Below are 19533 nucleotides of genomic sequence, written 5' to 3' on the forward strand. Positions count from 1 at the left end.
CGCGGCTAGCTCTGCTTCCCGGACAGCGTGAGCGCCCAGGCCAGCAGGCCGAACGCGGTCGTCGAGGTGATCACGCGGACGAGGTTCCAGCCCGCCCACCGCGCCTCGCCGAACCTCGCGCGGACCGCGGCCAGGTCGATGCGGTCGGGGTCCCCCGCCGCCTTGATCGCGTCATTGAGCGGCACGTTGACGGCGATCGTGATCACGAACGTGATCGCGTACAGGATGAGCGCGGCCACGATCCACGTCAGGGCGTCGCGGCCGATGTGCGCCACCGCGGCCAGAATGCCGAACACCAGGGCGCCGAAGAAACCGCCGCCCAGGAACCACGGATTGATGATCGCCCGGTCGATGGACTGGAACGCGCCCACGAAGGTCCGATCGTCGGTGCGCCCAAGCCCTGGCATGATCGTGTGCGCGTACAGGCCGAACACTCCGGCCACAAGTCCTGTCGACATCGTGGCGATCATCAGCGCGGCGATCCGCATTCCGTCCACCATTCCTCCTCGCACGGCTCGCCCGGAAACTCTGTGGCCCCGAAATTCTGTGGCCACTGTTGCACCGCCCTCTTTCGCCTGCCTTTCGCGAATCTGTCTCTCATCGGGACGCGTTCGCCGGCGGGCGTCAAAGCTGCTGCTGGATGACCTTCGGGGTCGCCGGCGCGGCGCTCGTCCGGATGTCGTCCCGCTCGCCCGCCGAGATGAGTCCGAGGTCGTGCAGGATGGCGGCGGCCTCGTCCCAATGACTGCGCGCCTCGTGGAGCTTTCCCAGATCGTGCAGGGCCTGGCCCAGCCCCCACAGGCGTTCGGCATGCCCGTAGGAGCCGCTGTGCCCCTCGCGACGGTCGAGGTCGAGCGCCTGCTCGAAGTGGCCGGTGGCGCGCTCGGGCCGGCCCGCCAGGCGGCACGCCTCGGCGAGATTGCCCAGCGCGGCGGCGTGGAGCCGGTGGTTGCCGGCGGCGCGGAAGACGGCGATGGCCTGATGGTGCAGGCGGGAGGCGTCGCGGAAGCACCGGATCCGCTGATGGGCGAGACCGAGGTTGGTCAGGGTGATCCCCTCGCCGAGCCGGTTGCCCAGCCGGCGGTGGATCTCCAGCGCCTGCCGGTGGTGGGCGACGCTCCCGGCGTGGTCGCCCAGCCGGCACAGGGCGCTGCCCAGGTCGTCGAGCAGGGTGGCCTCGTGGCGGGCCACGCCCACCTGCCGGTAGGCGCGCAACGCCTGCTTCAGATGGGGGACGGCCTCGGCCATCCGATCGCTGGCCGACAGCGCGGTGCCCAGGTTCTGGTGGATGATGGCCTGGTAGAGCGGGTTGCCCGACCGGGTGGCCGCCTCCATCGCGGTTTCGCAGATCCGCAGCTCCCGGCGCCACCGGCCCCGCGTGAACACCACGTACGACAACGTCGCGGCCAGCGCCACGGTCAGGTCGTCGTCCTTGCTCCTGGCCGCCTGCAGCACCACGGCCACCAGGTTGTGCCCCTCGGCGTCGGTCCAGGACAGCGCCTGCGCCGGTGTCTCCAGCGCGATGCCGTCACCGGCGGGCACGGCCGGCCCGACCTCGGCCCGCCACACCTGCGACCGGCTGAGCGCGCCCACCGCGTGACGCGCGGTGGCCAGGTAGAAGCGCAGCATCCGCCGCACCGCGCCGGCCGCGTCGCCCTCCTGCGCGGAGAGCTCGCGGGCGAACAGCCGCAGCAGGTCGTGCAGGCGATAGCGGCCGGGCGCGTACGTCTGCACCAACTGCGCGTCCACCAGCAGTTCGAGTGATCTCTCCGCCTGCTCGGCGGGCACCCCGGCCAGCGCGGCGGCGGCCCGTACGCCGATGTCGTGGCCGTCGAAGAGGCCGAGCAGCCGGAACACGCGCGCGGCCGGCCCGCCGCCGGGGAAGGTCAGCAGGTCCTGGTAGCTCACCATGAAGCTGGCGCGGATGGCCCGGTCGTCGTCCAGCTCGCCGCCGGGCAGCCGTTCGGCGCTCTGGAGCCGGCGGGCCATGGCCGAGACCGGCCAGGCGGGGCGGATGATCAGGCGGGCGGCCACGATGTGCAGGGCCAGCGGCAGGCCGCCGCAGCGGCGTACCACCTCCGCGCTGGCCCTCGGCTCGGCCGCGAGGCGCGGGGCGCCCAGCAGCCGGCCGAGCAGTGTGTGCGCCTCCTCCTCCGGCAGCACGTCCAACTGCAGGTGCCGCGCTCCGTCGAGCGAGGTCAGCATGCGGCGGCTCGTCACCAGGACGCCGCATCCCCTGCCGCCGGGCAGCAGCGGGCGGATCTGCCGCACATCGCGGGCGTTGTCCAGCACCATGAGCAGCCGCCGGCCGCCGGTCACCGAGCGGAACAGGCTCGCCGCCTCCTCCAGGTCGTCGGGAACCGCCGAGACGGGCACGTCCATCGCGTGCAGGACCCGGCTCAGCGCCTCGCGCGGGCTCAGCGCGGGCACGTCGCCGTTGGCGCCGTGCAGGTTGAGGTAGAGCTGCCCGTCGGGGAAGCGGTCGGCGATCCGATGGGCGAGGTGGACGGCCAGCGCGGACTTCCCGATGCCGCCCGGCCCGGCGATCGCCGCGACCCCCAGCAGGTCCAGCGCGGCCGTCAACGATTCGACCTCGGCGGCCCGGCCCGTGAACGTGGGCACGTCCGCCGGCAACCGCCCCACGAGCCGCTTCGCCCTCTCCCGCCGCGCGTCCGGCTCGTCCGGTCGCGGATCCGGTCCCGCTCTCCTCTCCGGACGCGGCACGGCGTCGCCGCCGCTCTCCAGCCACGTCTCGATCGGCTGCTGGCGCAGCACCAGCGTCTGCACGCGGCGCATCTCCTGGCTCGGCTCCAGGCCCAGCTCCTCGCGCAGCCTTCTGCGTACCTCCTCGTAGGTCTCCAGCGCCTCCGCCGACCGTCCCGCCTGGTAGAGGCACAGCATGAGCTGCACGCACAGACGCTCGCTCAAGGGCAGGGCGCTCAGCGCCACCCGCAACTCGCCGATGACCTGCGCGCCCTCTCCGGAGGACAGGGCGAGGTCGAACCACCGTCCCTGCACCTTCGTCCACTCCGCCGTCAGAGCGGTCACGTCGTCACGATGCAGCACCTCCGACGGCACATCGCTCAGCACCGTGCGACCCCACAACCCCAGCGCCTCCCGCAGCAGCGGCGCCTCGGCATGGGCGGGCGCCTGCGCCGCCTCGGCCACCAGCCGCCGGAACCGCAGCAGGTCCAGCGATTCGGCATCGGCCCGCAGCAGGTAGCCGCCCCGGCCGGACTCGATCAGGCCCGGTCCCTCCTCGCCGTCGCCCAGCGCCTGCCGCAACCGGGCCATGTGCGTGTGCAGCGAGGAACGGGCGTCGTGCGGAACGTCGTCGTGCCACAGCCGATCGATCAGCCGCTCCACCGACACGCTCTGGTTGGCGTTCAGCAGCAAGGTCGCCAACGCGATCCGCTGCTTGCTCGCGGCGATCGCGAGCATCTTTCCGTCACACTCCACTTCGAGCGGGCCAAGCACTCGGAAAACAATCACGTCGACCTCGTTCGGATACGTCAGAGGCATGCGGACAGTGGCGAACATAGGTATCCGCCGCGTCGTCCGCCTTTCGTGTCCCTGTCGCCGCGATGGCGCGGCCGGTTCGATCGGTGCGCGGGCGGGGCTGCCTGGGGCGCCGGTCACCGGTGAAAGCTGTCGCCGTGCCCTCGTGGGACTGCCCGTACTCCGTCGCCCGGCTCGCTGGGGTTTACCCCAGGTCGCCGTACGGTCGCCCGCATGGCCCCGGCCCGTCCCGGATCTCTAGCGTCATCCCCATGATGCTCACCAAGATCACGGCGCTCGCCCTCACCCTGACCACCCTGTCTCCCGTCCAGGACTCCCTCGAACGGCAGCTCGACGCCCTGGTCACGACCAAGGCCCTGGCGGCCGCACTGGTCCGGGTGAGCGAGGACGGCAAGGGCTGGACGGCCGCGGCCGGATACCGCGACATGGCCTCGCGCAAGCCCGCCGACCCCGCCGGACATTTCCGGATCGGCAGCGTCACCAAGTCGTTCGTGGCCACGGTCGTGCTCCAGCTCGCCGACGAGGGCAGGCTGTCCCTCGACGACCCGATCGCCGAGCACCTGCCCCAGGCGTTGCCCGAGGACAGCCCGATCACGGTGCGGCAGGTGCTCGGCCACACCAGCGGCCTGTTCGACTACGCGGGCGCCGGCATCCCCGGCTGGTCGGTGCGGGACTTCCGGCCGGTGGAGTCGTTGTACGACCAGACGCCGCAGGAGCTGCTGGCCGTCGGCCGGTCGAGGCCGGCGTACTTCAAGCCGGGCGCGGGCCTGCGCTACTCCAACACGAACTACGTGGTGGCCGCCCTGCTGATCGAGAAGCTGACGGGCGGCTCGTACGCCGACGCCGTCAAGGCCAGGATCCTGCGCCCGCTCGGCCTGACCCAGACCTTCCTGCCGGGCCACGACAAGGCCATGCCCCGGCCGCACGCCCACGGCTACGCCTCCTACCAGGGCAAGATCGTGGACGCCACCAGGATCAACCCGTCCCTCGAGTACGGCGCGGGCGAGATGATCTCGACCACGGCGGACCTGGCCCGCTTCTTCGACGCCCTCATGAGCGGCAGGCTGACCAGCGCGTCCGCGCTCAAGCAGATGCGCGCCACCGCCCCGGCGGGCGAGGGCATGGGATACGGCCTCGGCCTCCAGGAGTTCAAGCTGACCTGCGGCAAGAGCGTGTACGGGCACAGCGGCGGGATCTTCGGCTACCTCACGTACGCGCTGCGCTCGGACGAGGGGCGGACCCTGGTGCTGTCCGCGAACCCGTACACCGGCGACATCCCGGCCGACGCGCTGCCGAAGGCCCTGGCCACCGTGTTCTGCTGACCGCGGCCTCACTTCCCTTTTGTCCAAGACCGAGGACACCGGTCGCGTGTTAGCGTCCGGGCAGGCGGGCCCAGCATCCCCCGGCACGAGAGGAACCTGACCGTGACCAGCGCTGACGGTGATCACGACGAGCCAGGCCGGGAGTCGGCATGGGAGGCGGCCTGGAAGGTGATGGCACCCGTGACGGACCTGGTCACGCCGATGGCGGTGCGGGTCGCGGCCACGCTGCGGCTGGCCGACCTGATGGCCGGCGACGCGGTGCCCGTCGAGGAGCTGGCCCGCCGGTCCGGCACCGACGCCGACGCGCTGGGCCGGCTGCTGCGTCACCTGGCCGGCCGGGGGATCTTCACCGAACGGGAGCCGGGCAGGTTCGCCGTCAACGAGCCCGCCGCGCTGCTGGCGTCCGGCCATCCTGCCGGCATTCGGGAGCGGCTCGACCTGGACGGCTTCGGCGGGCAGATGGACCTGGCCTTCACCGGCCTGCTGCACACGGTCCGCACCGGCGAACCGGCCTGGGAGACGGTCTTCGGCGCCCCGTTCTGGCACCATCTCGCCGCGAACCCCGAGATGAGCGCGTCGTTCGACGCGATGATGGCGATCGGCGCCGACTACGTCACCGACGCGGCCAGGGGGTACGACTGGTCCGGTGCGCGGCATGTGGTCGACGTCGGCGGTGGCAGCGGCGTCCTGCTCGCCGAGGTGCTGGCCGCCCACCCGGAGATCCGGGGCACGCTCGTCGACCTGCCGGACACGGTGGCTCGAGGCCGGCACTACCTGGCCGAGCGCGGGCTGGCCGCGCGGTGCGCGTTCGCCGGCCAGAGCTTCTTCGATCCGCTGCCCGCCGGGGGTGAGGTGTACGTGCTCAGGCGGGTGGTGCACGACTGGGGCGACGACGACGCCGTACTGATCCTGCGCCGCTGCGCCGACGCGGCCGGACGGCGCGGGCGGGTCGTCGTGATCGAGTCGCACGGCGCTCCCGGCACCGATCCGGCCATGGCCGCCGAGATGAACCTGCGCATGCTCGTCCTCAGCGGCGGCCGGGAGCGCACCGTCGACGACTACCGCGCCCTCACCGCCGAAGCCGGGCTCGACATCGCCGACATTCGCGGCACGGAGCTCGGGCACCTCATCCTCGTCTGCGCTCCGCGGAGCCCTTGAGAGCGCCGTACGGTCACCGGGACGCCGGGATAGGTTCGGAAATGTGCTGAAACGCATCGACTACGACGACCGCCAGCACCTGGTCTACGCCCGCGGCCGAGCGCTGCCCCCCGACGTCGTCGCCGCCTGGATGGCGGAGTTCGCGCGGCACTCACCGTCCCGGCGGCCGCTGACGGTCCTGGACCTGGGCAGCGGCACCGGCCGGTTCACCCCCGCCCTCGCCGGCGCCTTCGGCGGCCCGGTCTACGGCGTCGAGCCCTCCGCCCGGATGCGCCAGGTGGCCATGGAGCTCGCCGCGCACCCGTCGGTCAGCTATCTGGAGGGCTCCGCCGAGCGGATCCCCCTGCCTGGCGACGGCTGCGACCTGGCCCTGCTCTACCTGGTGATCCACCACGTCCAGGATCTGCCGGCGGCGGCCATGGAGATCGCCCGCGTGCTGGCCCCCGGCGGCCGGCTGCTCATCCGCAACGCCTTCGCCGATCGGATGCCCGACCCGCTGTGGCACCGCTGGTTCCCGCGCGCCCGTGCGATCGAGGAAGAGCTCTTCCCCACCGTCGCCGAAGTGACGGACGCCTTCGCCCCGGCCGGCCTGCGCCCGGTCGCCCTGACCTCGGTCCGGCACCGGCTGGCGGCCGGCCGCGCCGACTACGCCGCGCGACTGCGGCTGCGCGCCAACTCGGTCTTCGAGCACCTGACCGAGCAGGAGATCGCCGAGGGGTTCGCCGCGCTGGACGCGGACCTCGCCACGCGATCCGACCCCGGCCCCGTCGAGGAAGACTGCGACCTGCTCGTGCTGGCCCGCTGAGCCGAGCGGGGCAGGCCGTCGACAGGGACGGGGCGGGGGTGAGGTCGCTGAGGGCCACCTCGGTCCGCCAGGTCGGGTGATCGCCTCACTCCTGGCCTTGCTCGCGCTCCGCGCCGGAAGGACCAGACTGCGGACCGGCCCCAGGATCCCCGCCCGGTAGGCGCCCACGGCCAGCAGCACCATGCCGGGTTCCGCCAGGTACGCGGCCAGTTGTGCGGGGGCCGCGAACGGCGCCCGGGAGAACTCCGCCTGCTGCCCGGCGGTGAACCCGGCGGAGTGGCGCCAGGTAACGCAGCAGCAGGCCCGCGAAGTACACGAGCGGAGCGCACACGAGCGCCCCACCGCCGATGAGCCGGCCCGGAGATCGATCGTCACCCGCGGCACCCCACTTTGGCAGGGGCCTCCGGACGACCGCCCGCGGGCGCCCTTCTAGCCAAAAGCGGAAACCATGGTTAGCCTTGCCTAACTGTTGACTTTTCGGTGCTCACCCAACACGAGAACGGAAGCTCCACCATGCGCGCATGGCGTCCGGTCCTGGTTTTCACCGTCCTGAGCGTTGCGCTCGCCGGTTGCGGCTCCGCAGACAACACCTCCGGCAGCACCGGCACCACCGCCACCACCGCGGCGGCCTCCGCCGCACCCTCCGGCCCCTGGTCGTTCACCGACGGGTCCGGGAAGGTCATCAAAGCGGACAAGACACCGACGCGGATCATCGCGCACGCGGGCGAGGCGGCCGCGTTGATGTCCTTCGGCATCAAGCCGGTCGGCATCTACTCCGACGAGTCGGTCAAGACCGACGCGAACCTGAAGGACCTCGACCTCACCGGCATCGAGATCCTGGGCCAGGAGTGGGGCAAGATCGACGTGGAGAAGGCCGCGTCCCTGCGGCCGGACCTGATCGTCGGTGACTGGTGGCCCGCGGAGAAGGCGCACAGCGGCCTGGAGGAGGGCGTCGACGAGAAGAGCAAGAAGCTCGCCGAGCTGGCGCCGGTGGTGGGCGTCTCACAGGGCAAGTCGATCGTCGACCTGGCCAAGGGGTACGAGGACCTCGCCAAGAGCCTGGGCGCCAACGTCGACTCCCCCGAGATCGCCGTGAACAAGAAACGCTTCGACGAGGCGGTGGTCAAGTTCAAGGAGGCGATCGCGGCCAAGTCGGGCCTCACCGTGGCCGCGATGTCGCCCGCCGACGACAAGGTGTACGTGGCCAACCCCGAGTACGCCCCCGAGCTGCTGGACTTCCAGCGCTGGGGGATGAAGGTGATCACCCCCGACACCCCTGACCCCGGCTTCCCCTACTGGGAGAACCTGAGCTGGGAGAACGCCGACAAGTACCAGCCCGACCTGATCCTGTTCGACGGCCGGACCTTCAAGCCCACGTCCAACGACGAGTGGGCCAAGAAGCAGCCCACCTGGTTCAGGATCAAGGCGGCCAAGGCGGGGGCGGTCGTGTCGTGGCCGGCGTACTGGCTGCACACCTACGGCCACTTCGCCACCGAGCTGGACAAGCTGACGACCGCGATCAAGGCCGCGGACCCGAACATCGGCGACTGACCCCCACCTATGAGCGGTTCGACACATCTCGCACGCAGAGCCACGGCCCTCGGGCCGGGGCTCGTGGTGCTGTGCGTGCTCCTGGCCCTGGTCGCCTTCCTCAGCATCACCCTGGGCTCACGCTCGATCGGCCTGCCGGAGGTGCTGCGCGCCCTGGGCAGCATGGACACCGACGGGTCGATCACCAGCACGGTGACGCTGGAGCTGCGCGTGCCCCGCACGCTGCTCGGCATCCTGGTGGGCGCCGCCCTCGGCGTGGCCGGCGCGGTCCTGCAGGGCGTCACCCGCAACCCGCTGGCCGACGCCGGGATCATGGGCATCAACTCCGGCGCGGCCGCCTTCGTGGTCTTCGCCATCACGGTGCTCGGCGTGCGCGGCGCGGGCGTCTACGTCTGGTTCGCCTTCGCCGGGGCGATCGGGGCCCTCGTGCTGGTGTACGCGATCGCGTCGCTCGGCCGGGAGGGCGCCACCCCGATCAAGCTGGCCCTGGCCGGCGCGGCCGTCACGGCGGGACTGGCCTCGGTGACCACCGGGATCGTGATGACCAATGTGAACGCGCTCAACGAGCTGCGGTTCTGGCAGGTGGGATCGCTGGCCGGACGGTACGCCCCGATCCTGACCGGGGTCGCGCCGTTCCTCGTCCTCGGGCTGGTCGCCTCGCTGGGTTTCGGGCGGGCGCTCAACGGGCTCGCGCTCGGTGAGGACATGGCCCGCGGTCTCGGCCAGCGGGTCACCCGGACCCGGGCGCTGGCGTTCGCGGTGGTCGCGGTGCTCGCCGGCGCCGCCACGGCCGCCTGCGGGCCGATCGTCTTCGTCGGGCTGGTCGTGCCGCACGTCGCGCGGTTCATCTGCGGGCCGGACTACCGGTGGATCCTGCCGTACTCCATGCTGCTGGCCCCCGTCGTGCTGCTGCTGGCCGACGTGCTCGGCCGGGTGCTGGCCGCTCCCGACGAACTGCAGGTCGGCGTGGTCCTCGGGGTGCTCGGGGCGCCCGCGTTCGTCGGCATCGTCCGCTACGGCCGGCTGTCGGAGATGTGACCGTGAAAACGACGATGATCATGAACGCGACCACGACCGTCGACGCCTTCCGCACCACCCGGCGTCACCGGGCCACCCGTTCGCTCGTGGTGACGTGCCTGCTGGTCGTGGCCGTCGGCGCGCTGTTCGTGCTCACCATGATGGTGGGCAGCTTCCAGCTCGGCGCGGGCGAGGTCGTCACCTCGGTGCTGCACCTCCGCGACGATCCCAGCGTCGACTTCGTCGTCCGGGACCTGCGGCTGCCCACCGCCACGTCCGGGCTGGCCGTCGGGCTCGCCCTCGGCGCCGCCGGGACGATCTTCCAGCAGTTGCTGCGCAACCCTCTCGCCTCCCCCGACTTCGTCGGCATCAACGCCGGTGCCGGGCTCGCCGCCATCACCGGCATCGTGCTCTTGCAGGTCAGCGGCCTGGCCGTGAGCGCGCTCGCCCTCGTCGGGGCCCTCGTCGCCGCCTTGCTGATGTACGTGCTCGCCTGGCGCGACGGCGTCGCCGGCTACCGGTTCATCCTCATCGGCATCGGCGTCGCGCTCTTCTTCGACGGCCTGATCGGCTACATGCTGACCCGGGCCCAGCTCTTCGAGGCCCGGCAGGCGATGCACTGGCTGACCGGCTCCGTCGGGCAGGCCAACCCCAGCGAGCTCCGGCTCCTCCTCGCCGCCCTGGTGGTCCTCCTGCCCACCGCCCTCCTCCTGCAGCGGCACCTGCGAGCGCTCGAACTCGGCGACGACACCGCCCGCGCGCTGGGCACCCGTACCGAGCTCAGCCGTGCCGGCCTCCTTGCCACGGCGGTGGTGCTGACGGCCCTGGCCGTCGCGGTCGCCGGTCCCATCATCTTCGTCGCCCTCGTCGCGGGACCGATCGCCAACCGGCTGCTCGGCCCCGCCACGGGCGGGATCGTCCCAGCCGCGCTGGTCGGCGCCGCGCTGCTGCTCATCGCCGACCTCATCGCCGCCCACCTGCTGCCGGCGCCGCTGCCCACCGGCGTGGTGACCGGCGCGGTCGGCGCACCCTACCTGCTGTGGCTGCTGGCCACCACCAACCGGCAAGGAGCGGGTGGATGACCCGACTGCGCGCCGAGGGCGTGACCCTCGGCTACGACGACCAGGCGGTCGTGACCGACCTCGACGTCCAGGTCCTGGACGGCAAGATCACCGCGATCGTGGGCGCCAACGCGTGCGGCAAGTCCACGCTGCTGCGCGGCCTGGCCCGGCTGCTCAAGCCCCGCCACGGCGCCGTCTACCTCGACGGCAAGGCGCTGACCGAGATGAGCACCCACGAGGTGGCCAAGGTGCTCGGGCTGCTGCCGCAGACCCCCCTCGCGCCCGACGGCATCACCGTCGCCGACCTGGTCGCCCGCGGCCGCTACCCGCACCAGGGGTGGTTTCGCCGCTGGACCGAACGCGACGACGACGCGGTCGCCGGCGCCCTCGACGCCACCGGCACCGCCGACCTGGTCAACCGCCCGCTGCGGCAGCTCTCCGGCGGCCAGCGGCAGCGCGTCTGGGTGGCGATGGCGCTCGCCCAGGACACCGACCTGCTGCTCCTCGACGAGCCCACGACATACCTGGACATCAACCACCAGGTGGAGCTGCTGCGGCTGCTGCGGAAACTGAACGCGGAGTCCGGCAAGACCATCGTGGTCGTCCTGCACGACCTCAACCTCGCCTGCCGCTTCTGCGACCACGTCATCGCGATGTCGGAGGGCGCCATCGTCGCCGAGGGCTCCCCGGCCGAGGTGATCACCGCCGAGCTGGTCGAGAAGGTCTTCGGCCTCGCCTGCGTCGTGGTGCCCGACCCGGTCGCCGGCACACCGATGGTGGTGCCCTCCTGATCGCCGAACCGCCGTAGATCCCGGCTGGAGAAATTCTCCACATCGGATGTCGATCCGCCGTCTCCCCGTTCGACGCGTCTGTGAGAGCACGCACAAGGGCGAGGGCAAGCCCTCCGAACCTCTGGGAGATGTGATGAGCACCGTGGTGATGCACAACGTCGTGTCGGTGGACGGCTTCATCGCCGACGAGAAGGACCAGATCGGCCCCCTGTTCGACTGGTACTACAACGGCGACGTCGAACTCGTCGAGGGCAGCGGGATCACGGTCTCGCGGGTCTCGGCCGCGTACATCAAGCCGACCTGGGAGGGGATCGGGACGATGGTGATCGGGCGGCACCTGTTCGACATGACCAACGGCTGGGAAGGGTCGCCGCCGGCGGGCGAGCACGTGGTCGTGGTCTCGCACCGGCCCAAGCCCGACGGGTGGCACCCCGAGGCGTCGTACCACTTCGTCGGCGACGTCGCGCAGGCGATCGCCAAGGCCAAGGAGCTCGCGGGCGAGCACCGTACGGTCGGTGTGGCGGCGGGCGACGTCGGCGGCCAGGCGCTGGCCCTCGGCCTGGTGGACGAGGTGGCCTTGGACGTCGTCCCCGTCGTCTTCGGCTCCGGCAAGCGCTATTTCGGCTCGGTCGACACCCAGCACCTGCTCGAGGACCCGCACGTGGTGATCCAGGGCGACCGGGTGCTGCACCTGCGCTACCGGGTCCGCCACTGACGGGCGGCGACCTCTCGCGGCGTGACGAACCCTGGCCGGACAGACCCGGCCAGGGTCACGCGAACCGGTCATCGCGTGACCGGACCGCCTCCGAAGCCCACGGCGAGGCGGGACGCCTGATACGCGGCTGATACACGGTTGAGCGCCGGCCGATACCCCGTCAATGCGGAGCGGACGGAAAAGGGCTCCAGAGTGGCCACGGCGTCGTGAAGACGGCGTGATCCCCACCGAGAAGGAGTCCCTGATGCGTGTGCTGGTGTGCGGTCTGCTCGGTCTGGCGGTGCTGACCGGCTGCGGGCAGGCGCCCGCCCCCACGGCCGACGGCGGCGGTGCCACGGTGGACAAGGTCCGCGAGCGGGAGACCGTCATCGCCACCTGCATGAAGCGGAAGGGTTTCTCCTACACCCCCTCGGTCAGTCAGCCCAAGAAGGCCGACGCGAACCCCGCCGACCACGCCGCGATGAAGGCGGACCGCGCCAAGAACGGCTTCGGCGTCTTCTCCGCCGTCGTCTATCCGAAACCGCCCGAGACGCGGGCGCCGGACCCCAACCAGGCGACGATCGACGGCCTCTCCGGCGCCAAGCGGGAGTCCTACCTCAAGACCTTGAACGAGTGCCGGGTCACCGCCCTCCAGCAGGTGAACGGCCTGAAGGTCACCTCGGTGGCCGACTACCAGGACCAGATGAGCACGGAGATCGAGAACATCGACAAGGCCCTCGACGGCGACCCCGAGCTCGTGGAGCTCGCCGCGCCGTTCGCCGAGTGCCTGAAGTCCAAGGGCGAGCGGGTGACCTCCGCCAAGCCGCTGGCGCTGAGCGTGCGCGGCATGGTGGTGTGGGGTGAGCAGTCCGAGCGGCTCGGCAAGGCGGGCACCGTCACGGCGGAGCAGGCCAGGCCCTACCTCGCCAAGGAGATCACGTCGGCGCTGGTCGACCTGGAGTGCGGCAAGGACTTCTACGCCGCCTTCATCCCCAAGCAGCGGCGGCTCACCAACGAGGCCCGGGTGAAGTACGGGTTCCAAGAGCGGTGATGCGCACCCCTCGCGGCAAGCTGCTGCTCGTGCTCGCCGTGGTCCTGGTGATCGCGGGGACCGGCTGGGGCGTGGGCACCCTGCTGCGCTCCCCCGCCGACGAGGCGGCGGCCCGCAAGCCGCCCAGGCCGTCGCTGGTCACCGCCCCGGTCGAGCGGCGCAGGCTGGTCGCCACCGTCGTGGTCAGCGGCACCCTGGAGTACGGCTCGCCGTACCCGGTGTCGCTGGCCGGGGTCGTGGGCGGCGGCGAGACCGTCCAGCGCGCCACCCGCGCTCCCCGGCGGGGCACCCTCGCGGAGGGCGCGGTGATCATGGAGGTGAACGGGCGTCCGGTGTTCGTCTTCGCCGGCAAGGTGCCGATGCACCGCGCCATCGTCCCCGGCGCGAAGGGGGCCGACGTCGCGCAGTTGCAGAAGGCGCTGCGCAGGCTCGGCCACCGCGTGCCCGTGAGCGGCGTGTTCGACCAGGCGACCATCGCCGCGGTGTCGCGCTTCTACGCCAAGCGGGGTTACCAGGCCCAGCGACCCACCCTGGAGCTGCGGCAGCGGCGCGACGAGCTGCGCCGGGCCGTACGGACCGCACAGGAAGTGCTCGTGACCGAGCGTAAGGCCCTTGACCAGGGCAAGGACGTGCTCCCGCTGAAGGTCAAGCTCGCCAACGCCCGGCAGGACCTGAAGGAGGCCGAACAGGCGCTGAAGGGCGCGCGGGCCCAGGACCACACCACCGAGGACGACACCAGGCTCGAGGCCGCCGAGGGCGCCGTACGGGCGGCCGAGGAGAAACTGCTGGCGGCCCGGCAGGAGCTCGCCCAGGCCACCGCGACCCCCACCCCCGTCCCCAGCCCTGCCGCGAGCACCACGGCCGGACCGCCCGCCGACACCCGCCTGCTCGAACTCCGGGTGGAGAACGCCCGAGCGGATCTGGCCGCCGCCAGGTCGGCTCTGGAGCGCGTACGGGAGGAGGCCGGGGTCGCGCGGGCCAAGCGGCTGACCGAGCTGGGGAAGAACGTCCGGGTGGCGCGCGAGGCCGTCGTCACCGCCGAGCAGACGCTCAGGCAGGCCCGGCAGCTCTCGCCCGTCGAGCTCAAGGTGGCCAACGCCCGGAGCGACCTGGCCGCGGCGCGGGCGCTGCTGGCCGAGTTCTCCCGGACCTACGGCACCACGGTCCCGCCGGGAGAGGTCGTCTTCCTGCCCAAGCTGCCCGCCCGCCTGCACAAGGCGGCCGTCAAGGCGGGCGAGCCGGTCGACGAGTCGATCGCCACGGTGACAAGCTCCGCCATCGTGGTCTCCGGCTCGGTGGACGTGGCCGAGTCCGAGCGGGTGAGGACGGGCCTGGACGCGAGCATCGAGACCGAGGCCGGCAGGACCCTTGCGGGCACGGTGACCTCGCTCGGCGGGCGCGTCACGCAGGGCGCCGTGCCGGTGACGATCTCCCCTGCCTCGATGAGGGGTCTCAGGAAGCTCGCCGGCACGCCCGTCACGGTTCGCGTGACCATCGGCGCCACCGGCGGCGACGTGCTCGCGGTGCCCGCGGCGGCGGTCGTCACCGCCGCGGACGGCAAGGCCCGGGTGCAGGTGGAGATCGCGCCCGACCGGACCAAGGAGGTGGAGGTGCGCACCGGCCTGTCCGCCGACGGGGCCGTGGAGGTGACCGGCGACCTCAGGCCGGGCGACCAGGTGGTGATCAACAGTGCCTGAGCCGGTCATCCTGCTCGACGACCTGACCAAGGAGTTCCCCGCCGACCCGCCCGTCAGGGCGCTGTCCGCCGTCAACCTGAGGGTCGAGAGATCGGACTACGTCGCCGTCATCGGCCCGTCGGGGTCCGGGAAGTCCACCCTGCTCAACACGCTCGGCCTGCTCGACCGGCCGACCAGCGGCAGCTACCGGCTCGACGGCATCGAGACCATCGCCCTGAAGGACAGCGCGCGGACCACCATCCGCGGCAGCCGCATCGGCTTCGTCTTCCAGTCCTTCCACCTGTTGCCGCACCGCAGCGTGCTGGAGAACGTCATGCTGGCCGAGGTCTACGGCCCGGCGCCGCGCGCGGGGCGGCGGGACCGCGCGCTGCGGGCCCTGGAGCGCGTACGGCTCTCGCACCGGGTGGACTTCCCGCCCGGCCGGCTGTCCGGCGGCGAACGGCAGCGCGCCGCCATCGCCCGCGCCCTCATGAGCGACCCGTCGCTGCTGCTCTGCGACGAGCCCACCGGCAACCTCGACAGCAGGAACACCGGCGCCGTGCTCGACCTGTTCGACGACCTGCGTGCCCAGGGGATGACCATCGTGGTCATCACGCACGAGAGCGACGTGAGCGACCGGGCCGGGCGCCGCGTGCGCATCACCGACGGCGTCCTGACGGAGGAGTAGACGTGCACCCTCGCGACCTGCTGAACGAGGCCGTGGCGGGTCTGCTGGCCCGCCCCGTGCGCTCGGCGCTGACCACGCTGGGCACCGTGCTGGGCATCACCACGCTCGTGGTCACTCTGGGCGTCGCCGCGACGGCGGGCGACCAGATCGTCGGCCGTTTCGACGAGCTGACCGCCACCTCCGTCACGGTCGAGGTCCCCGAGCACCCGTTCCCCCTGGTCGGCTGGGCCGACGTCGGCCGGGTGACGCGGCTGCGCGGAGTGGTCTCCGCAGCCGCGCTCGCCGAGTCGGAACAGAGCGCCAACCTCACCGTCCGCTCCAACGACGTCATCGACCCGACCCGGGTCACCGACCAGACGCTGGCCGTGCTCGCCAGCGGCCCCGGCCTGCCCGCCGCGGTCAAAGGCAGGATGATCGAGGGCCGCTACTTCGACGCCGGGCACATCGCCCGCGGGGACAAGGTCGTCGTGCTGGGCCGGCACGCGGCCGAACTGCTGGGCATCACCCGGCTGACGCGGGCCCCGGCCGTCTTCATCGGCACCCAGGCGTACACCGTCATCGGCGTGCTCGGCGACCTGAAGCGGGAGAAGAGCCTCGCGAGCGCGGTCCTGCTGCCGCCGGCCGTCGGCGAGCGCTACGGCCTGGGCACCGTGACCCGGGTCCTGGTCAACACCGGCCTCGGCGCCGCCGAGCTGATCGCCGAGCAGGCGCCGGCCGCGCTCAGCCCCGGCAACGAGGCCCTCCTCCAGGTCATCTCACCGCCCAGCCCCACCAGGGCACGCGACGCGGTGGAAGGCGACGTCAACGCCCTCTTCCTGATCCTCGGGCTGGTCTCCCTGGTCGTCGGCGCGGTCGGCATCGCCAACGTCACGCTGGTGACCGTGATGGAGCGCATCGCCGAGATCGGCCTGCGCCGCGCCCTCGGCGCCGCCCGCCGCCACATCGCCGCGCAGTTCCTGCTGGAGTCGACTCTCACCGGGCTGACCGGGGGCGTCATCGGCGCTTCCGGAGGGATCGTGGTGATCGTCGCGATCTGCGCCGTCAAGCAGTGGACGCCGGTCATGGACGTACGCTTGGCGGTCATGGCGCCCGCCGCCGGTGCCGTCGTCGGGCTGCTCGCGGGCCTGTATCCGGCTCTGCGCGCCGCTCGGATGGAGCCGGTCAACGCTCTTCGATAGATTGGCGTATTTTTCATGACATCTGTGCTGCTGGTGGAGGACGACGACGTGATCCGCACGTCGGTCGGCCTGGCCCTGGAACGCTACGGCTATCGGATGGTCACCGCCGCTGACGGGTTGAGCGGTCTGGAGGTCTTCCGGGCGGGCGGCCATGATCTGCTGCTGCTGGATGTGATGCTGCCCGGGCTGGACGGGATCGGGTTGTGCCGGCGGGTCCGGGAGTCCAGTCAGGTGCCGATCCTGATGATGTCGGCCCGGGGTGATTCGCTGGACGTGGTGTCGGGCCTGGAGGCGGGGGCCGACGATTATGTGGTCAAGCCGGTGGACGTGCCGGTGCTGGTGGCGCGGATCAGGTCGCTGCTGCGCCGGGCCGCGCCCCCCGTCGAGGTGTCGGGGGTGCTGGTGTTCGGGGCGTTGACGGTGGATCCGGCCGCGTTGGAGGTGCGGCTCGGGGGGCGGCTCGTGGAGTTGGCGCCGAGTGAGTTGCGGTTGTTGCTGGAGTTCGCCGCGCATCCGGGGATCGTGCTGGAGCGGGCCACGTTGCTGCGCACGGTGTGGGATTACGGCTGGGACGGTGACAGCCGGGTGGTGGATCTGTGTGTGCAGCGGTTGCGGAAGAAGATCGGGGCGGAGCGGATCGAGACGGTGCGCGGGTTCGGTTACAAGTTGCGTACATCGTGAGGGCGGTTTCGCTGCGGTGGAAGGTGGCGGCGCTGATCGCGCTGGCCTGTTGCGCGGTCGTGGCCGTGGTCGGGGTGCTGGTGCATCGCACCACGTGGGAGCGGACGATGCGGCTCGGTGAGAGCCGGGCGTTGGAGGCGGCCGCGCTGGTGGCCCGCGACTACCGGGCGGGCGCCCAGCCGGTGGGGCCGGTGCGGTGGACGGAGTGGGTCCGGGATCCGGTCACGCTGCCCGCGGCGCTGCGCCGGCGGCTGGCCGCGCAATCGCCGGCCACCTTGTACGACGAGGCGAATCCGGAACAGCGGTGGATGTGGGCGGCGCGTCGGGTGGACGGGGGGCTGGTGGCGGTGGCGCAGGTGGAGATGGGCTCGGACCTGGCCGGGCTGAGCGCGCTGGACCGGGCCATGGTCCGGGCCGCGCTGATCGCGCTGGCCGTGGTGCTGCCGCTCTCGGTGCTGGCGGCCGAACCGGCCAACCGGCGGCTACGCCGGGTCGCCGTGACCGCCCGCCGCATCGCGAACGGCGATCTGAACGCCCGCACCACCACCCACCGCGGCGACCCGAACGCCGGTGTCACTTCCGGCCGCGGCGACCCGGATGGCCGCATCGCCACCACCCGCCGGGGCGGGGATGAGATCGCCGACATCGGTGTCGCGGTGGATTCGATGGCGGCGAGCCTGCAGCATCGGCTGCTGGCCGAGCAGCGCTTCACCGCCGACGTCGCGCACGACCTGCGCACCCCGCTGATGGGTCTGCTGGCCACGGTCGAGCTGCTGGACGAGGGCGAGGCCACCGACCTGGTCCGCGACCGGGTCCGGGTGCTGCGCACGCTGGTGGAGGACCTGCTGGAGATCTCCCGCCTGGACGCCGGCGCCGAGACCGCCGACCACGTGCGGGTGCCGCTGGCCGACCTGGCCGCACAATCCGCCACCCGCGTCGGTGTCACGGCGACGGTCGTGGCCCACGGCGGGCCGGTGGCCGAGACCGACCCCCGCCGTCTGGACCGCATCCTGGCCAACCTGCTCCTCAACGCCCACCGCCACGGCCGCCCCCCGATTCGGATCACGATCATCGACCACCTGATCGAGGTCCGCGACCACGGCCCCGGCTTCCCCCCGCACCTCCTCGCCGACGGCCCCGGCCGCTTCCGCACCGGCGCCGCCGAACGCGGCCACGGTCACGGCCTCGGTCTCACCATCGCCCAGGGCCAGGCCCACGTCATCGGCGCCGGCCTGACCCTGGCCAACGCCCCCGACGGCGGCGCCAGCGCCACCCTCCGTCTTCCCCGCCCGGCCACGGGTTCGCCGGCGACGGGCGGGCCGGGCCGGGTCAGATGGGCTCGGCCTGGAGGAGGCTCGCCCCCGCGCCCAGCTCCATGACCTCCACCAGCTCCAGATCGGCCGCGGCGAAGAGCGTCGCGTACTCCGCCCGGCCACGCTCCGAGCCGCCGTTGAAGATGGCCAGCATCCGCAAGTCCAGGTCCTTGCCCAGATGCGGCTCCGCGCCGTCGGGCAGCACCACCTCCAGCACCAGCACGCGCCCGCCGGGCTTCATCGCGCTCCGGACGTTCCGCAGGATCCGTACGGCGTCGTCATGGCCCCAGTTGTGCAGGACGCTGGCCAGCAGGTAGACGTCCCCTCCCGCGGGCACCGAGTCGAAGAAGCTCCCGGCCACGACCTCGCACCGATCCGCCAGGCCTGCCTCGGCCAGCACCTCCTCCGCGTGGGCCGCCACGTGGCCGAGATCGAGGAGGATGCCCCGCATGCCGGGATTGGCCCCCAGCACCGTGGCCAGGATCGAGCCCTTGCCCCCGGCGACGTCCACCATGGTCTCGACGCCGGTGAAGTCGTACCGCGTGACCAGGCCGCGCGTGAACACGTCGGCCCTGGTGGTCATGTAGTCGTCGAAGACGCGGCTGACGCCGGGGTTCCGGGCCAGGTGATCGTAGAGGTCGCCGTATCTGGCGATGAACGCGGAGCTGCCCTCGCGTACCGTGTCCGGCAGTTTGCCCATGGCGTACCAGAAGCTCTCCTCGCCGAGCAGGCGCAGGGAGGAGCGGATCGAGCCCGGGACGTCGGAGCGGAGCGCCGAGCCCTCCTCGGTGAGGTCATATCCGTCGGGGCCGGCCGGCCGGACGACTCCCATGCTCTCCAGCTCGCGCAGGACGCGGCGGAGCGAGGGAGCGTGCGCGCCGCACCTGGCGGCGAGCTCTTCGGTGCCGAGCGGTCCCCGCGCGAGCTGATCGGCCACGCCGAGTTCCGCCATGGTCAAGAGGGCGGCGAAGCGGGAGATCCCGGAAACCGCCTCCCAGAGGAGGCTGTCGGATGACGGCATGTGTCCT

17 protein-coding genes are annotated in these 19533 nt (G+C 72.1%); 14 read left to right on the top strand and 3 right to left on the bottom strand.

The window, feature by feature from the left end:
* Positions 1-5: 5 nt before the first annotated feature.
* Complete coding sequence (locus AB0I15_RS16390; RefSeq protein ID WP_358095433.1) at positions 6-500, bottom strand: anthrone oxygenase family protein; 495 nt, start codon at positions 498-500, stop codon at positions 6-8.
* Between the two features lie 124 nt (positions 501-624).
* On the bottom strand, positions 625-3441 hold the full coding sequence (locus AB0I15_RS16395) for a BTAD domain-containing putative transcriptional regulator (protein ID WP_358095435.1): 2817 nt from the start codon (positions 3439-3441) through the stop codon (positions 625-627).
* A gap of 329 nt (positions 3442-3770) precedes the next feature.
* On the opposite strand from AB0I15_RS16395, the gene AB0I15_RS16400 reads away from it, so the two are divergent.
* From AB0I15_RS16400 to AB0I15_RS16465, 14 genes are all read left to right on the top strand, one after another.
* Positions 3771-4841 carry a serine hydrolase domain-containing protein gene (locus AB0I15_RS16400; protein ID WP_358095437.1) on the top strand — a complete coding sequence of 357 codons (1071 nt, stop codon included), beginning with the start codon at positions 3771-3773 and terminating at the stop codon, positions 4839-4841.
* A gap of 102 nt (positions 4842-4943) precedes the next feature.
* Entirely contained in the window at positions 4944-5999 is a 1056-nt protein-coding gene (locus tag AB0I15_RS16405; protein ID WP_358095439.1) for a methyltransferase, read from the top strand.
* Between the two features lie 43 nt (positions 6000-6042).
* A complete protein-coding gene (locus tag AB0I15_RS16410) occupies positions 6043-6804 on the top strand; it encodes a class I SAM-dependent methyltransferase (RefSeq protein WP_358095441.1) in 762 nt (253 codons plus the stop codon).
* A 513-nt stretch (positions 6805-7317) separates the two neighbouring features.
* On the top strand, positions 7318-8355 hold the full coding sequence (locus tag AB0I15_RS16415; RefSeq protein WP_358095443.1) for an ABC transporter substrate-binding protein: 1038 nt from the start codon (positions 7318-7320) through the stop codon (positions 8353-8355).
* A 9-nt stretch (positions 8356-8364) separates the two neighbouring features.
* Positions 8365-9393: an iron ABC transporter permease gene (locus AB0I15_RS16420; protein WP_358095445.1), complete on the top strand. Its 1029-nt coding sequence runs from the start codon at positions 8365-8367 to the stop codon at positions 9391-9393.
* 2 nt (positions 9394-9395) lie between these two features.
* A complete protein-coding gene (locus AB0I15_RS16425; RefSeq protein WP_358095447.1) occupies positions 9396-10454 on the top strand; it encodes an iron chelate uptake ABC transporter family permease subunit in 1059 nt (352 codons plus the stop codon).
* Positions 10451-11224 carry an ABC transporter ATP-binding protein gene (locus AB0I15_RS16430; protein ID WP_358095449.1) on the top strand — a complete coding sequence of 258 codons (774 nt, stop codon included), beginning with the start codon at positions 10451-10453 and terminating at the stop codon, positions 11222-11224. Before AB0I15_RS16425 ends, AB0I15_RS16430 begins: the two co-directional genes overlap by 4 nt.
* A 133-nt stretch (positions 11225-11357) precedes the next feature.
* The gene (locus AB0I15_RS16435) at positions 11358-11939 is read left to right on the top strand and encodes a dihydrofolate reductase (RefSeq protein WP_358095451.1); all 582 of its coding nucleotides are present in this window, start codon (positions 11358-11360) and stop codon (positions 11937-11939) included.
* 244 nt (positions 11940-12183) lie between these two features.
* Positions 12184-12969, top strand: coding sequence for a hypothetical protein (locus tag AB0I15_RS16440; protein ID WP_358095453.1), 786 nt, complete (start codon positions 12184-12186; stop codon positions 12967-12969).
* On the top strand, positions 12969-14666 hold the full coding sequence (locus AB0I15_RS16445; protein ID WP_358095455.1) for a peptidoglycan-binding protein: 1698 nt from the start codon (positions 12969-12971) through the stop codon (positions 14664-14666). Before AB0I15_RS16440 ends, AB0I15_RS16445 begins: the two co-directional genes overlap by 1 nt.
* Positions 14659-15333 carry an ABC transporter ATP-binding protein gene (locus tag AB0I15_RS16450; protein ID WP_358095457.1) on the top strand — a complete coding sequence of 225 codons (675 nt, stop codon included), beginning with the start codon at positions 14659-14661 and terminating at the stop codon, positions 15331-15333. Before AB0I15_RS16445 ends, AB0I15_RS16450 begins: the two co-directional genes overlap by 8 nt.
* Positions 15334-15335: 2 nt before the next feature.
* Positions 15336-16511, top strand: a complete 1176-nt coding sequence (locus AB0I15_RS16455; protein ID WP_358095459.1) for an ABC transporter permease — start codon at positions 15336-15338, stop codon at positions 16509-16511.
* 15 nt (positions 16512-16526) lie between these two features.
* A complete protein-coding gene (gene cseB / locus AB0I15_RS16460) occupies positions 16527-17192 on the top strand; it encodes a two-component system response regulator CseB (RefSeq protein WP_358095461.1) in 666 nt (221 codons plus the stop codon).
* Entirely contained in the window at positions 17189-18571 is a 1383-nt protein-coding gene (locus AB0I15_RS16465; protein ID WP_358095463.1) for a HAMP domain-containing sensor histidine kinase, read from the top strand. The genes cseB and AB0I15_RS16465 overlap by 4 nt, the downstream gene beginning before the upstream one ends.
* Here the strand turns inward: AB0I15_RS16465 and AB0I15_RS16470 are convergent.
* Positions 18522-19526, bottom strand: coding sequence for a methyltransferase (locus tag AB0I15_RS16470; RefSeq protein WP_358095465.1), 1005 nt, complete (start codon positions 19524-19526; stop codon positions 18522-18524). The two genes, AB0I15_RS16465 and AB0I15_RS16470, sit on opposite strands and share 50 nt — an antisense overlap.
* Positions 19527-19533 lie beyond the last annotated feature (7 nt).

The organism is Nonomuraea sp. NPDC050643, assembly GCF_040654715.1.
In the GTDB taxonomy this organism is placed as follows: Bacteria; Actinomycetota; Actinomycetes; order Streptosporangiales; family Streptosporangiaceae; genus Nonomuraea.

What these genes read in the sequence shown, in the direction of transcription:
- AB0I15_RS16390 (WP_358095433.1), bottom strand. Translation starts at nt 500, where the DNA reads ATGGTGGACGGAATGCGGATCGCCGCGCTGATGATCGCCACGATGTCG.
- AB0I15_RS16395 (WP_358095435.1), bottom strand. Translation starts at nt 3,441, where the DNA reads ATGCTCGCGATCGCCGCGAGCAAGCAGCGGATCGCGTTGGCGACCTTG.
- AB0I15_RS16400 (WP_358095437.1), top strand. Translation starts at nt 3,771, where the DNA reads ATGATGCTCACCAAGATCACGGCGCTCGCCCTCACCCTGACCACCCTG.
- AB0I15_RS16415 (WP_358095443.1), top strand. Translation starts at nt 7,318, where the DNA reads ATGCGCGCATGGCGTCCGGTCCTGGTTTTCACCGTCCTGAGCGTTGCG.
- AB0I15_RS16420 (WP_358095445.1), top strand. Translation starts at nt 8,365, where the DNA reads ATGAGCGGTTCGACACATCTCGCACGCAGAGCCACGGCCCTCGGGCCG.
- AB0I15_RS16430 (WP_358095449.1), top strand. Translation starts at nt 10,451, where the DNA reads ATGACCCGACTGCGCGCCGAGGGCGTGACCCTCGGCTACGACGACCAG.
- AB0I15_RS16435 (WP_358095451.1), top strand. Translation starts at nt 11,358, where the DNA reads ATGAGCACCGTGGTGATGCACAACGTCGTGTCGGTGGACGGCTTCATC.
- AB0I15_RS16440 (WP_358095453.1), top strand. Translation starts at nt 12,184, where the DNA reads ATGCGTGTGCTGGTGTGCGGTCTGCTCGGTCTGGCGGTGCTGACCGGC.
- AB0I15_RS16445 (WP_358095455.1), top strand. Translation starts at nt 12,969, where the DNA reads ATGCGCACCCCTCGCGGCAAGCTGCTGCTCGTGCTCGCCGTGGTCCTG.
- cseB (WP_358095461.1), top strand. Translation starts at nt 16,527, where the DNA reads ATGACATCTGTGCTGCTGGTGGAGGACGACGACGTGATCCGCACGTCG.
- AB0I15_RS16470 (WP_358095465.1), bottom strand. Translation starts at nt 19,526, where the DNA reads ATGCCGTCATCCGACAGCCTCCTCTGGGAGGCGGTTTCCGGGATCTCC.